Raw genomic sequence first — 14,831 nt, 5'->3', positions numbered from 1 at the left:
ACACTAATCCTTAAAAAGCATCTCCCTCCGGATGCGGCTCAATGATTGAGGTTTAATCCCTAAATAAGAAGCTATCAAAAATTGCGGTATTCGTTGCACAAAATGAGGGAATAGCCTAGAAAATTCACGATACCGATGCTCCGCATCTTCACTTGTAGTTTTAGCTATCCGGTAGTAAAGAGTCGACATCGCGTTCTGAAGAAGAATCCGAAAATAACGATCAAATATTGGCTGGGTGTTGCAAAGCGCATTCAAATTCTCCTTGCTCAACAACAAAGCCCTTGTAGGTTCCAATGTTTCAATGGTTGAGACCGCGGCCTTATTGGTAAAAAAACTGGATGAATCGGTTATCCAATAATCCTCAATCGCAAGCTGAATAGCATTTTTATCCCCCTTCTCATTCATGTAATATGAGTAGCATGACCCTTCCAATATAAAATATTGATAATTACAAGGACGCCCGGGCTCCACAAAGTATTGTTTTTTATCAAATGACTTCTCAAAGCTTAATTCACAAAAGGCATTATAGCTTTCATCAGAGATTGCCTCCTCGAGCGTACGCTCTATGTTTTGCCGCAATAATGATTCTGACATGGGATAAATATTAAAATAAACTAAAAATAGCAATAATTTTAATATCAAAAACCTTAAGTAAATAGTGGTTGTTAATCCTGAACGCAATGACCAATTTACAATATATAACAGATGCAGAACCGGGATATACACGAACCCGCAAAGGACGAGGATTTGCCTATTATTTCGGTGGCATTCTAGTGAAAGACAAACAGAAACTTAAGCGGTTTAAGGCCCTGGTTATCCCCCCACTTGGGAAAAAGTGTGGATCTGTAGCGAGGTAAATGGACATCTCCAAGTCACCGGCATTGATGATAAAGGCCGAAAACAATATTTATATCATCCGGAGTGGACGCGAAGACAGCAAGAGAAGAAATTTGTAAAAATTATCGATTTCGGAAAAGCCCTACCACTGATCAGGTCTAAAATTATAAAAGACAGCAGACAAAGGAAACTAACGAAGGACAAAGTGATGGCGTTAGCGCTTGAGTTGATGGAAGAGACACTCATCCGACCAGGTAATGCCCACTATCGTGATATGAATAAAAGTTATGGTCTAACAACGCTTACCAACAAACACGTTCAGATCAACGGCGCCGATATTTATTTTCAATTTAAAGGAAAGAAAGGTGTACTTCATGAGATCACAATTCACGACAAAAGACTGGCAAAAAAACTACAAGACGTGAAAGAAATTCCTGGTCAGCATCTATTGCAGTTTATCGACGAAGATGGTGAGGTTTGCGCAATAGATTCGGGCGATATAAACCGGTACATTCAAGCAGCCTCTGATAAGGACTTTAGTTCAAAAGACTTTAGAACTTGGTTTGGCACGCTGTGGGCATTTATAAAATTAAGTCAGCTCGAACCCTTTCAGAATAAAAACGAATGCAAAAATAACATTCTTGAAATGTATGACTTTGTAGCTTCGAAGCTGGGAAATACGCGTGCTGTCTGTAGAGAATATTACGTATGTAACTCATTGATTGAAGCATACGAAAAAGGACGCGCTCAATCTTATTTTAAAAAATCCTTCACACAAAAAGACGAGGAACCTTCATTAGTAAAAGCCGAACAACAATTGTTAAAGTTACTGGAGTCGCATACCTCTAAAAGATGACTGACCTAATCAAACTGCTATACCATGCCTTCTACAGTAATTGATACACTGGCTTATGATGAGCATAACTCAATGTTAGAAATTCGCTTTCAATCGGGCAGCATATATCAATACAAAAATGTTCCAAAAACAACCTATCAAGCCATGCGAAGAGCCCAATCAAAAGGAACTTTCCTTAATGAGTATATTAAGGGAAAATTTGATTTTAAGGGAAAATTTGATTTTGAAAGACTAAAATAAGTGGATATATGGGAGAGAATTTAGAACCTGCGTATTTTAATATTTCTGAAATAGGCTTGATCTTTATGATCTTGCAATAGGATATGACCCGATTCCGCTTCACCATAATCTTTAAACTCCTTAAATTTAGTTTCTGAAACCCGCTTTCTAAAATCCGAAGAACCACGATTATAGTCCACTATCTTTTTCCCATTTAACCAGTGTTCCACATGGTTGCCTCGCACGATAATACGAACGCTGTTCCACTCACCCGGACCGTTTAGCTGTTTCCCGACAGGTGCATACAATAAATACAAAGAACCCGTACTGGTTTCCGGACTTCTATTGTCAATCACCGATTCATGTTTATAATCATCAATCAGCTGAAATTCCGGCCCGTTTAATACCCTTCGTCCTTTCGAATCCTGCAATGTGTTAACTAAATATTTCACACCGGTATTTGCCGAATCGCTTAGTTTATAGTCAAAGACCAATTCAAAGTCCGAATATTTCTCACGGGTGATAATGTCCCCGCCTTTTCCACCTGACGTGATGACAAGGTTTCCATCTACAACCTTCCAGCCCTTTGATGGAAATTTCGCGTTTTTAACACTGCGCCATTTCGAAGCCGGATTCTCGCCATTGAATAGAATCTCCCAACCACGATTCGTTTCAGTCTTCCCTATCCGAGACAAAGAATCTCCGCTTTCTGATAGCTTAAGAAAAAAATCACCGACAGTCTCGTACATATCTCTTGACATCCTGTTGATTTCACCTGCCTGATAAATAACTCGTATATTATCTTCTCGATCATATAAACTGTAAACCTTATTTACAGAACCCATCATTTCTTTCAAGGCAGGAATATCAGTATGCCTATCCAGTTCTGGAGCAATAAGCAGCATCGGTTTCGGTGCATAAGCTGCAATGATCTCACCGAAGTCGACCGGAACCGATGTTGGTTCGTCAACAAAATATCCAATCCGAGGAATAAATCCATGAATATGGGAGTAATTTCTAAGCGATTCAAACTGACTATCTGATGCTCTCCACGGCGAAAAAGCAGCCACAGTAGCGACTCCCGCCACGCGGTCGTCCAATGCCGCAGCCATAATAGAAACTGCGCCACCAATGGTATTTCCCAACAGATAAATCTGATTATTATCCAAGTACTCCAGCTCGTCGATTGCATCCATACTACTTCTGATATCGCGGACAAATTTGCCCATTTTCGACCATTGAGGGTATCGAAGATCAAAATTCTTCGCCTCCCATATTCGTGTCCCAAAACCATACATATCAATGGCCATTACAGCAAAGCCACGTTTAACCAGCGATTCGAAAAGATCTCGCGTAGCTAATCGCCCCCCTTTATCGTGCCCCTTGACAAAGCCTGAAGAATGAGCATACTGATGAGAGTAAATCACGACTGGTAGTCTTCCGTTTGTTCCTGTCTTAATTTCTCCCGAACTGCTGTCTACCGGACAATAAAGAACAGCAGATACATGGTCTCCGACCGCGCTATAGGGACCCAAATAAATCTCTTTAGCTCCTTTAACCTGTGGTATAGGGTTTATTAGGTTAATCCAATCTCTATTGGCGGGCTGCCATGAACCTACATTCACCGCGCGAACACCGGCAGGTTCATCTCCCAGAATCCAATTGAGATTATCGATTATCTTCTCTTTGTCTTCTTGAAACGCTGTTGTACTCCGATAGTTATTCTTTAATTTAACAGGGACGATTTCCTTTGCTTTTTCCTTATAATCAGGGTGGCTACTCTCCCATTTTTTGTAGTCATAAGGATAATACAATTCGTTTGACCATTTTTGATCCGATCTTCCAAACTGAATATCCAAAAAGTCAATTGTCTGCTCGACATCTCTTGCCGCAACAGCATGCGGACCCATGCGGGTCAATACCCCAACATGATCTGGCACCCCGAGAAAGTCATAAACCTTTTTGACCGAATAATAATTCTGCTCGTTCGACCAGGAATTCAGCCCTCTCTCTACGATCGAGTAATGATACAATAAAGGTCTCGGCGCTATCAGTGCCCCCAGCAGATTCTGATCGACTGGAAGCTTATCTTCCCGACCAGAAAAGAACCGCAATCGAGGATGAAACCAATGAGCATTCCAAGCCATAACATAGTCGAGTGTTTCGCTTGCAAATTGCGGGTCGCCATAGCGCCAGGGCATATCTCCCCCAGTACTCGAGCTACTCGACACTACAGCTGAAATTCGCTCATCAAAAGCCGCTGCCCAGAGAGATTGCTTTCCATTTCGGGAGTGTCCTGTTATTGCAATTTGATCTTTATTCACTTCACGCCTCGTCAATAGATAATCCACCACCCTCGAGGCCCCAAATGCTCTTCTCATCAACCCGCTAAAGTCATAATCAGGATAGATAAACATATAGGGATCCGTATCATCCTTCAAATCTGCCGCCGCATAAACGCAGCCGATGTACCCCCTTTTAACGGCTAATTGCGCCCAGTCACGATGGTTCCATTGTGTCATAAAAACCGGTTTTTCTTCACTTCCCGGAGGGATAATCAATTCGACAGTCATCTTTGCTTTATGACCTGGACCAAATCTGAGTTCAATCATTTGGACACGAGTGCCGTTCTCTTGTACCTCATCAGTCAATACGTTAGCCTCAACGTTCCCAGGCGCTCCAGGAGCATGACCAGAAACCCAGTGTTGATACTGTGCTTTTATCCATTCTCGTTTTTTCTTCCATTGGTTAACAGTGGTTATCGGTACTTTATTACCATCCCGATATTCAATTAAAGGTTCAGGTAAATTAGGGATAGACCGCATCTTGGAAAAGTCCGGTGGCAACTCTCCCGTTCGTTTTAACCAGTCCATCCAGGTACTATCTTCTACAGAAACACGTCTGGTATTTGCTCTAAAGCGCTGATCAATATTAATATCCAGAATCTCTTTTAGATATTCTTTCTTCCGCTGCACGGAATCTTGAGAGAATGCAGTAAAAGTTGCTCCGAAAAATATAAAAACGAAGGACAGCCAAGTCTTTTTCATAGTTTAGTGTGGGTTATTTTTTTGGCAAACATTATCAAATCGGTAACGTACCCATAAAATACGGAAAATAAATGCGTAATTCCAATTTTAGCGAACGGCTAATTCCAAAAGCTTTTTTGTCGTCTTCCAATTTCTAGTAGTCGCCTTTGTTTTTAAACTTCGTTCTAAAAAAGTATTGTTTAACTTGGTTTTCCCATAGCCATGAGGACAATATAAATACACAGCCTTTGATCCAATGTATATCTGCTCATCTTTTTGAGCCTTTTCCTCGATACGATCAAGATCAAAATCGCTCACGTTAGCTGCCAAAAAAGTCACATACAGAGCGGTAGGGTCTTTCTCAGGACTATCAGCAAAAGGATTCGCAGCGATAATTTCTTCGAGCTCATTTTTAGTCATTACTAAAACGGGAACCTCAAACCCAAAATCATTTTCAATTTGTGATGATATTTTTTCTACCAGCGATTTGGTAGCTGTCTCATCTGCTGAAAAGATAATATTACCACTTTGCACATAATTTTTGACATGGGTAAAGCCCAGCGATTCGTACATACTTTTTAGGGCATCCATTTTTATTAGCTTTTGCCCACTTACGTTGATACCTCGCAAAATTGAAATATAAGTCTGCATCATAATTTCGGCTTAGATTCACCTAATTTAAGAACAAAAACTTAGAAAATAGATCATTCAGATTATCTTCGAAGAATTTCCAAAGGAGGCCGCCTCAGAATACTATTAATATTAATGATCCCGATGATCACTGTAAGAAATGTAACGCAAACCAAAACCACCAATATGACCAGAAAATCGGGGCGGAACGGTATTTCAAAATTAAAAGTTGCTAAAGCCCAAGCCGAAACGACGGCAATTAATATCCCGGCCATCGAAGACAAAGCTCCCAAAAAGAAATATTCCAGCGCAGTGATTGCAAGCACTTGCTTTCTACTTGCCCCTAAAGTTCGCAACAGTACGCTCTCTTGAATCCGCTGGAACTTACTTATCAGTATAGACGATAACAGAACAACGAGTCCCGTAAAAATACTGAGAGCAGCCATAAATTGGATCACAAAACTAACTTTAGAAATAATTTCGTCCAACACTGTCAAAATTAATTTCAAATCGATAATAGAGACATTCGGAAAAGCCTGTACAAGCTTTAATTGAAAAGCTGCCGAGGTTTCTTCGTTCGGGGTTCTCGTCATAATAACATGGAACTGCGGAGCATCGTCAATTATACCTTTCGGAAAGACGATGCGAAAATTTGTTTGTACGCGATCCCAATCAACTTCCCGCAGGCTTCCAACCCTTGTTGGAACTAGTAAACCCTGAACATTGCATACAATCTCATCTCCAACCTGAACTCCGATACGCTCCGCATATTCCCGGTCAAGCGAGATAAGCGCCGTATCTCCTTCTGCAACAATGCCTTTCCAGGATCCTTCAGTAATCTTTTCCGAAGAAATCAGACTATCTCGAAACGTAACGCGGAGCTCTCTGGCAAACGCTCTGGTAGAGATCTCTAAGGTACTATCCTTCTCAACATCGCTTTGTCGATATCCATTAATTGATTCAAGTTGTATCGTAACAATCGGTACCTCCTGAATGACCGGCAACCCAGACAACCTGACCAAATCAGTTACCTCATCTTTCTGCCTAGTTTGGATATCAAAAAGCACCATATTGGGTTGCTCACCCTGCGTAGAAAACGTAACCTGTTCGATCAGTAATGATTTAACAAAGAACAACGTACTTATAAAGGCGGTTCCCAAGCCAATCGCCATGACCAAAATCACCGTCTGATTATTAGGTCTGTATAAATTAGATAAGCCTTGTCGCCATACATAAGCCCAGGAATTAGGAAAATATTTGCGCACAAGCCTGATCATTATCGCAGCCACACCATATAGGATGAGATAACCTGCAACAACTGCGATCGTGAATATAAGCGTTTGCAACCAATCGTCTAACTGCGTTCTGGCGAAAGTGGCGATAAACAGCACAATCAACAGAAATACAAACCCCCGTTGTTTATTGCTGCTTGCAGCAGTTGCCTGAAAGGAGGCGCGGAGTGTATTTAAAGGTGATACCCTCTGAACGGACAGTAAAGGTAACAGGGCAAAAAGCACAGAAATCAGTACACCCAGCACCACACCCATCCAGATTGACGGCCAGGAAACAGCAATGTTCACCTCTACCGGAAGTAGCTCTGCGAGAACCATCGGGATCAATTGTTGAAGCAGCACCCCTAATCCGGCACCAATGATTGAACCGATAAATCCAATACCGATAATCTGGAAAATGAAAATCAGAAAAGCTTGAAAACCGCTGACACCCAAACACCTCAGAATGGCAATACTATTGATTTTTTCACGAATATAAATCTGCACAGCACTTGACACACCAATACAACCCAACAAGAGCGCAATAAAGCCTACCAGAGAAAGGAATTTCGTCAAATCACCAAATACCCTGCCTGTTCGTTCTTTTCGCATTTGAACGCTTTCTGCATCAAGCCCCTCTTTCTCGAGTCGCTCGTCCAGTCGCTCTGCAAGCTGGTGGCTATCTACATTCGTATCAAACTGATAATAGTACAGATAATTGACCCTGCTTCCTTTTTGCAGGAGCCCGGTCGACTCTAAACTAGCTAAGGGCAAGAAAATCGCTGGAGCCACAGCAGAGGACAGGCCCGTTTGCCCGGGTGCTTGCACGGATTCGCCTTCAATCCTAAATTTTGAATTCCCAATGCGCACCGTATCGCCTACTTCCGCATCAAACTGCAGCATCAGCGTTTTATCAACCAACACGGTATTTTCGTTTTGATAATGATCAGCGGCTCCCTGAGGGATGGTTTCTATTTTTCCATAAAAAGGGTATTCCCCTGATATTCCACGAATTTGAACAAGTCGACTTCCACCACTTTTTTCAAAATACACCATCGAGACAAAATTCTTCTCTTCGGCAAATTGAACACTCAAATCTTTCAGCGAATCGATTAGTTTCCGGGAGCTATCCGACAGTACTTTGCGACTATCCAGAACCAAATCAGCACCGATCAAAGATGCCGCCTGTCTGTCAATATCACGCATCAGGTTATCTCGAAAAGAAGAGATAGCAACCATAGCCGCTATTCCCAGCACGATGGATGAAATAAAAAGGAATAATCTTGACTTATTCTTTCGGCTATCGCGTAAAGCCATTTTAATCAGCCACGGAAAATTTAAACTGCTCTTTGAAACTTTCTTACCCTTCATCTGTCAGTAACTTTCCACCCTTCATATGAATTACTCGCTGTGTTTTCGACGCCAGATCAAGGTCATGGGTTACCAAAATGAGCGTGGTACCTGCTTCACGATTCAGATCGAATAGCAATTTCTCGACCTTCTCACCTGTCTCCGCATCCAAATTCCCAGTAGGTTCGTCAGCAAACAGAATTTTAGGTGAATTGGAAAATGCTCTCGCCAAGGAAACACGTTGTTGCTCCCCACCTGAAAGCTGCGCCGGATAGTGTGACGATCGAGCTGCCAGACCCACCTTTTCCAGTAGTTCCATTGCTACTTTCTTTACATTGCGAGCATTACGAAGTTCCAAAGGAACCATGACATTTTCCAGCGCTGTCAATGTCGGCAACAGCTGAAAATTCTGAAAAATAAACCCCACATACTGATTTCTTAACAAAGAACGTTCGTCTTCATTCAGCTCGTTCATAACCTGCTGATGGAGGACAATCCTACCTTCACTTGCCTGATCCAGTCCCGCACAAAGCCCGAGAAGGGTCGTTTTGCCGCTACCCGATGGCCCAACGATCGCCGTTGTGGATCCTTCTTCTATATCAAAATTAATGTCTTGTAAAACCGCTAAACTGCGTTCACCGCTCCGGTAAGTCTTACTTAAATTACGTACACTTAAAATATTCGTCAAAACAATGATAATTTTCAGAAGTTAAAAATATACGGATTATTTCAGTAATTTGTCGTCTGGATATCCTATTTAAACAAAAGCATTACATTCGACATGAACCTTAATTCTATTCCCATACTCCTTGCTGTTATTTGCCTTGTTTCATGCGCTAACCCTAATAACCAACAATCGTCAGAAGAGAAAGAGAACAACATTGACCCAGCTGCCAAAGAAGAGAAAGCGGCCGTTAAAAGAATATTATTTTTTGGGAACAGTTTAACTGCGGGCTACGGTCTGGATAATACTGATGATGCTTTTCCGGGTCTGATTCAGAAGAAAATAGATTCACTGGAACTCCCCTATCAGACGGTCAATGCCGGATTAAGTGGCGAAACAACAGCAGGTGGAAATGAACGGGTAGACTGGCTCCTGAAACAGCGAATTGATATTTTCGTTTTGGAGCTTGGCGCTAACGATGGTTTGCGCGGACTGCCAGTCGAGGAAACCTATAACAACCTCCAATCCATTATCGATAAAGTCAAAGCAGCCTGGCCTGAGTGTCAGATCGTCTTAACCGGGATGCTTGTCCCCCCTAGTATGGGTCAAGAATATGCAGAGAACTTTAAACAGATTTTTCCCAGGCTAGCTGAAGAAAACGAACTTGCGTTAGTCTCTTTCTTACTTGAAAATGTGGCTGGAGAAGTCGAGCTTAACCAAGAAGACGGTATCCACCCGACAAAAGAGGGTCAGCGGATTATGGCTGAGAATGTTTGGGCCACATTGCACCAATTGCTATAAACCGACATCTTCTGGGAGAAGGTCATTAAAGATCGTCAACATTTCACATGTTCTTTTGTTTTCTCTATATGAGAAACAAAGAAATTAAAAGTGTCTACTATATTACTCTGCTATTTTCGGTCCTCATCATTGCCTGTAGTGATCAAATCACCGGCGATTTATTCAAAGGGAAAACACCTCATGAGCGTTACTCAGAACATCTCGAGAACGCAGGATTGAATGGAAGTATTCTTTACGAGCGCTGGTTAGCTGCCTCCGTTCAGAGTCTTCAGCAACCTATTGAAATTAGTGTGCCCTATCAGGAAAAGGCGTATTTCGGAGCAGATTTCCCCAATGCCGCCGGTTATTTATTTGAAGCCAGAGATGGTGAGCAACTGCAGATTGAAATTAGCCCCCAAAGTTTAGACAGTGTACAATTGTTCATCGACTTATTTGCCCGGGCTACTGACACAACACAAAATCACATGCACCTAGCATCCGTCGAAGCCGATAGCACCTTTCTTTCCTATACGGTCCGACGGAATGGAGAATACATCCTTCGAATTCAGCCTGAATTGCTTAGCGATGTTTCTTTTGATCTGAGGATAACAGCAGAACCCTCGCTATCAAACCCGGTTGCCGAGAATGCCAAGCAGCATATCGGCTCTTTCTTTGGCGTCGACCGCGATGGCGGCCGAAGATCACATGAGGGTATTGATATATTCGCTGATCGGATGACACCTGCCGTCGCCGCGACAGACGGTGTCATCCGTCGAGTGGGAACCAATAACCTCGGTGGTAAAGTTGTCTTTCTTCGGGCTCAAGATCGGCCAATTAGCTTATATTACGCCCATTTGGATAGCCAAATTGTCTCAACAGGTCAAACCGTTAAAACGGGTGACACTGTTGGTTTGATTGGCAATACAGGAAATGCCCGCACCACACCACCGCATCTTCATTTTGGCATTTACACTTCAAACGGCGCGGTTGACCCACTCCCTTTTGTCAGGCCCGGAAAATCAACGCCATCAGCGATCACATCCGATATCGGACGAATTGGCGATACACTTCGCATAAGCACATCCAATCATGATGTTGCGATCCATACGCCGCTGATTATCGAGGCGGCAGCACTAAATGGCTATCGAGCCACGCTACCAGATCAAAGTAAGGTATTCGTTTCGGAAAATCAGGTAACGAATACTTCTCAACCGCTGAGAACATTGACCCTTCGAAAAGAAAAGCTTGTTTACAGAAGCCCTCATCTACTGGCTGCCATTGTCAACCGATATCCGGCTGGCGAACAAGTTCAGATATTAGCTGAAATTGATGATTATTATTTGATAGAAAATAATTTCACGAAAGGATGGATAGAAAACGATTGATGTAACCCAGAAATTCCATCAAACTCATTACGAAATAATTTTAAACTTGGTTTACGTATTTGCCAATTGATTCCCTATTAGATCCCTAATGCCCCCGTTCATTTGATCGAAAATAGGGATCCATTAGAGAATTATCAGGTAATAAATTCTTAAACAACTCGAACAACTCCGCTAGCAACCTTCGTTCCTTGTCTAACTTATTTTTCGATTGTCGAAACGAGGAGTACCACTAAAATTTCAGCTCCACAGCACTCCAAAGAGGTAAATGGTCAGAATGGTCTTCTTTATCCAGAACTTTCGCTCCTTTAACGGAATGCAGATTTTTCGAGCTGACCATGATGTAATCGATTTTCCGATCAGCTTCATATACAGGGAAGGTATTGCCGAGCTTTGCGTCAGTCAATGAAAAATCGAGTTGTAACAACTCAATGGCCTCATTGTCTGGTTTAGCGTTCAAGTCGCCCGTCAAAATAACCGGTATAGAACCATCTTCTTTTAAAAACTCCAGAACCTCTTCAGCTTGGAGCATTCTCGTCGGCTGATCCAGTGCAAAATGAACCGTTGCGAATCGAATTTTCCGGCCATCAGGGAGGGTTGCAATTGCACTAAGCAGAGCGAGCGAGCGTTTTTCACCATCGACAGATTTCGATGTGATCCGATCGTTGCGGATGTCACTTAACGGAAAAGCTGAAAGCAGACCCAAGCCATAAGATCCGCCATCATAAGGAAAATGCCTTCCAAATGCAGCATGCATACCTGTAATTTCCGCCAAAACTTTCATCTGATCTGTTTTTCCTGATCGGTTACATAAGCTGTCAACTTCCTGTAGACCAACCAGGTCTACTTTGTATTTCTTCAGAAACTCACCTACCTTATCAATCGTCAACACTTCGTCCTTATTAGCTCCGTGGTGAATATTATAGGAAATCACTTCAAGGGTTTCATTTTTTGTTTGAGCATTCACGCCTAAAGCAAAGCCACAAATAAAGATTAGAAGACATAACTTTTTCATCGGATTGAGGTTAATTAAACTTAAAGATCTTACTTTTTCAACAATTCATCAAAAAACTCATCACGATAACTATTACCGATGCTAATCTCATAATCTCTGATAAAGACATCATTGTTACTAAACGAATCAATACTTTCTTTATTGATAATATAAGAACGGTTGACACGTAAAAAATTAAGTTGCGGTAACAATCCATGAATTGTTTTCAGGTTCATATGGGTGATTAGACGCTGGGTCGTCGTTTGGATAATAACATAATCCTTTAAGCCTTCAACGAACAAAATATCTCTAAAATTTACTTTGAAGAACCGACGATCAGATTTTATGAACATAAAGTCATTATTAACCTGCTCGATACCAACATTCTTTTCTTCAGATAGGAGCATACTATGATAGCTAAGAGCTTTTTCTACTGCCTTCTTAAATCGTTCGGGTTTGATGGGTTTGACGAGATAGTCCACTGCGTCCACCTCATAACTGTCAAGTGCATACTCTGCAAAAGCCGTTGTAAAGATGACCAAAGTTGTCGCTGGAATCGTTCTCGCCAACTCAATCCCATTCAATCCGGACATCTGGATATCCAGGAAGAGTAAGTCGACTTCGTGGTCTCGAATAAATTTAGCCGCCGTTTCGGCACTTTCAAAACAACCTAATAATTTCAACGACGAGATAGTTGTTGTTAGTTTTTCTATCCCTTTACGGGCGATAGGCTCATCGTCTACAATAATACATTTCATAGCTCCAGCTCTAATTTTGCGGTATAAAAACTCCCATTATCCTTAAGTACAAGTTCATATTTTTGTTTATACAATAAATCTAAACGTCTTCGGATATTCACCAAGCCGATCCCTCCTTCTTTTCTAGTCCGAGTAGTTTTGGCTTTCGGATTTATACATTCAAAATACAATTTATCAGCCGTCAAGCGAAATAGTAGATGAACATAAGCATCGTTCTCCGGATTGTGTTTAACAGCATTCTCTACAAAGGGAATAAAAAGAAGCGGCGGCACGGATTGACTCATGTCTCCCCAAAATTTAATATCATACGAAAAACGATCTCGTCGAACGGTTTCAAGTTCGAGATAATCTTTCAATAATGCGATTTCCTGATCTAATCGAACCGTCTTTTCAGAACTCTTGTCAACCTGATAGCGCAAAAGATCCTTTAATTTAGAGAGCATCAGAGATGATTTCTGCGTATCTTCTCCTGCCATAATATTCGCATTGTTCAGCATATTAAATAAAAAGTGTGGGTTGATTTGGTTCTGCAAATTGGCCAGCTCGACAGCCATTGTCGCATTCTCCAGTTCATTGATCCTCTGGCGGTTCTCTAATAGGTACTTAAATAATTGAAGGTTGGTAATTCCGCCTATAAAAAGAGCAAAAGACCCCAAACCAGATAGCAAACCTATAAACACCGGCGCTCTAGTAGGTGCAGTAGTAGCGCTTTCACCGTCCGCCAAACTTTGGAGTACTCCAATCGACAGTATTGAAAGTAAAATCAACAAGAATGTGAGTCCGACGTACAATTTGGTTTTACCTTTCAACAAAAAGCGTGGTACCAGTACGTACATATTGATATAAATTGCGAGGTTGAACAATAGCCAATATATTCCCCAGGCCCATAAACGGCTGGGTAGGATTTGGGTAGGTTTATCCCATAAGATATTGACCGTGATCAACAGAACGGCAATTTGCAGTAAAACATGCCTTAGTGGTCTATACTGTCGATTTAAGAGTATATCGGGGGTGATATGGTTAATCTTGCTCAGCATATTTTCAACTGTAATTCGATCAATCCGTCTTCTTTTTTTATAGCTATATCATCAGCATATAGTACCTTTTGTTCCTGTTGGATTTTCGAAAAGTCGCATGGTGACAAGTCTAGTCCCCATACCCGACACTCGAACTTGATCAAACAAGTATCGATATCAAATAAGATATCAATCTGGGTTGGTTTACCGGCAGCGATTTCATCGACCCAAGGGATAAACAGTGCTGGAAAAACCAGCTTATTGGGGTTCCCATTGACCGATATCGTATAAGTAAGCGCCCCTTCCCTATTCTGCTTTTCTAGCACCAGATAATTCCGTATGAATTCTATATCAGACGTCAACAGAACTCGGTCTCTCTTGGAATCGTACAATTGGTATCTCAGCATCTCACTCAATCGGAAGACTGTATCTGAAATCAGAACCGGTTCTGATTTCACACGGTTTGAAGCATGGTCCAACGTGGCGTATAAGAAATGAGGACGGAGCCTGCTTTTAATTTCCTCGATACTATTTTTCAACTGCTTATTTTTGAGATTTTCAATTTCATCATTCCCGGCCATCCATCGTTTAAATAGCAGTGAGATAGAACCACTGGCGATACATATGGAGTAGAGCATTAGATTTGACAGGCCATCCAACAGGGTAATCCCATTAAATCCCCGATGAATATTAGCAGCAGAAAGAATCCAATATTCTGTAATATGTTTTAAAAAAAGAAACAAAAAAACCGAAACCAACAAGGCGAAAAGATAGGTCGCGAATTCACCTTTCGGCAAAAAGCGGGATGCTAAAACGTAAATATTGAAATAGACAAAAGCAATAATTGTGATAAAGAGACCGATCCCAAATGCATAGATTGTACGAGTAGAAATCTCAGTATAACCATCAAATACAAAAAAAGCTTGTGCCAGTCCGATAGGAATAAAGGCCAAAATGAAAAACAGGTGCCTCCATACTCTGTAGTTCGTTGAAGTCAGAAAGTTAAAGAGTGTATTTTTGTGCTGTTCACTCATTGTCCTTTATTTCA

The 14,831-nt window shown here is 41.6% G+C and carries 13 protein-coding genes and 1 pseudogene; 5 read left to right on the top strand and 9 right to left on the bottom strand.

From position 1 onward, the window contains the following. Positions 1-3: 3 nt before the first annotated feature. Complete coding sequence (locus tag D3P12_RS07540) at positions 4-594, bottom strand: Crp/Fnr family transcriptional regulator (RefSeq protein ID WP_157970286.1); 591 nt, start codon at positions 592-594, stop codon at positions 4-6. A 229-nt stretch (positions 595-823) separates the two neighbouring features. Between D3P12_RS07540 and D3P12_RS15750 the strand changes: the two are divergent. The 3 genes and pseudogenes from D3P12_RS15750 to D3P12_RS07530 form a co-directional block, all read left to right on the top strand. Next, positions 824-880: pseudogene (locus tag D3P12_RS15750) on the top strand (hypothetical protein); the annotation flags it as partial. Then, on the top strand, positions 881-1,693 hold the full coding sequence (locus D3P12_RS07535) for a DNA topoisomerase IB (RefSeq protein ID WP_394341526.1): 813 nt from the start codon (positions 881-883) through the stop codon (positions 1,691-1,693). Positions 1,694-1,717: 24 nt separating this feature from the next. Continuing rightward, the gene (locus D3P12_RS07530) at positions 1,718-1,933 is read left to right on the top strand and encodes a KTSC domain-containing protein (protein ID WP_118194399.1); all 216 of its coding nucleotides are present in this window, start codon (positions 1,718-1,720) and stop codon (positions 1,931-1,933) included. 20 nt (positions 1,934-1,953) lie between these two features. Here D3P12_RS07530 and D3P12_RS07525 read toward each other — a convergent pair whose 3' ends face one another. The 4 genes from D3P12_RS07525 to D3P12_RS07510 all read right to left on the bottom strand — a co-directional run bounded on the left by D3P12_RS07525 (position 1,954) and on the right by D3P12_RS07510 (position 8,877). Then, a complete protein-coding gene (locus tag D3P12_RS07525) occupies positions 1,954-4,959 on the bottom strand; it encodes an alpha/beta fold hydrolase (protein ID WP_118194398.1) in 3,006 nt (1,001 codons plus the stop codon). 87 nt (positions 4,960-5,046) lie between these two features. After that, positions 5,047-5,592, bottom strand: a complete 546-nt coding sequence (locus D3P12_RS07520; RefSeq protein ID WP_118194397.1) for a DUF1697 domain-containing protein — start codon at positions 5,590-5,592, stop codon at positions 5,047-5,049. Positions 5,593-5,651: 59 nt separating this feature from the next. After that, positions 5,652-8,210, bottom strand: coding sequence for an ABC transporter permease (locus D3P12_RS07515; protein WP_205941073.1), 2,559 nt, complete (start codon positions 8,208-8,210; stop codon positions 5,652-5,654). After that, a complete protein-coding gene (locus tag D3P12_RS07510; RefSeq protein ID WP_118194396.1) occupies positions 8,200-8,877 on the bottom strand; it encodes an ABC transporter ATP-binding protein in 678 nt (225 codons plus the stop codon). The genes D3P12_RS07515 and D3P12_RS07510 overlap by 11 nt, the downstream gene beginning before the upstream one ends. 93 nt (positions 8,878-8,970) lie before the next feature. On the opposite strand from D3P12_RS07510, the gene D3P12_RS07505 reads away from it, so the two are divergent. Together D3P12_RS07505 and D3P12_RS07500 are read left to right on the top strand one after the other, a co-directional pair. Then, positions 8,971-9,654, top strand: a complete 684-nt coding sequence (locus D3P12_RS07505; protein WP_118194395.1) for an arylesterase — start codon at positions 8,971-8,973, stop codon at positions 9,652-9,654. A gap of 68 nt (positions 9,655-9,722) precedes the next feature. Next, positions 9,723-11,018 (top strand): M23 family metallopeptidase, encoded by a 1,296-nt coding sequence (locus D3P12_RS07500; RefSeq protein ID WP_157970285.1) that lies wholly within the window; start codon positions 9,723-9,725, stop codon positions 11,016-11,018. A gap of 229 nt (positions 11,019-11,247) precedes the next feature. Here D3P12_RS07500 and D3P12_RS07495 read toward each other — a convergent pair whose 3' ends face one another. The 4 genes from D3P12_RS07495 to D3P12_RS07480 are packed head-to-tail and all read right to left on the bottom strand — an operon-like array spanning position 11,248 to position 14,817. Continuing rightward, complete coding sequence (locus D3P12_RS07495) at positions 11,248-12,030, bottom strand: endonuclease/exonuclease/phosphatase family protein (RefSeq protein WP_118194393.1); 783 nt, start codon at positions 12,028-12,030, stop codon at positions 11,248-11,250. 29 nt (positions 12,031-12,059) lie between these two features. After that, the gene (locus tag D3P12_RS07490; RefSeq protein ID WP_118194392.1) at positions 12,060-12,767 is read right to left on the bottom strand and encodes a LytR/AlgR family response regulator transcription factor; all 708 of its coding nucleotides are present in this window, start codon (positions 12,765-12,767) and stop codon (positions 12,060-12,062) included. Then, positions 12,764-13,804 carry a sensor histidine kinase gene (locus tag D3P12_RS07485; protein ID WP_118194391.1) on the bottom strand — a complete coding sequence of 347 codons (1,041 nt, stop codon included), beginning with the start codon at positions 13,802-13,804 and terminating at the stop codon, positions 12,764-12,766. Before D3P12_RS07485 ends, D3P12_RS07490 begins: the two co-directional genes overlap by 4 nt. Then, complete coding sequence (locus D3P12_RS07480; protein WP_118194390.1) at positions 13,798-14,817, bottom strand: histidine kinase; 1,020 nt, start codon at positions 14,815-14,817, stop codon at positions 13,798-13,800. Before D3P12_RS07480 ends, D3P12_RS07485 begins: the two co-directional genes overlap by 7 nt. Positions 14,818-14,831 lie beyond the last annotated feature (14 nt).

The organism is Pedobacter indicus (assembly GCF_003449035.1).
In the GTDB taxonomy this organism is placed as follows: Bacteria; Bacteroidota; Bacteroidia; order Sphingobacteriales; family Sphingobacteriaceae; genus Albibacterium; species Albibacterium indicum.
This window is presented reverse-complemented; position numbering and strand designations above follow the sequence as displayed.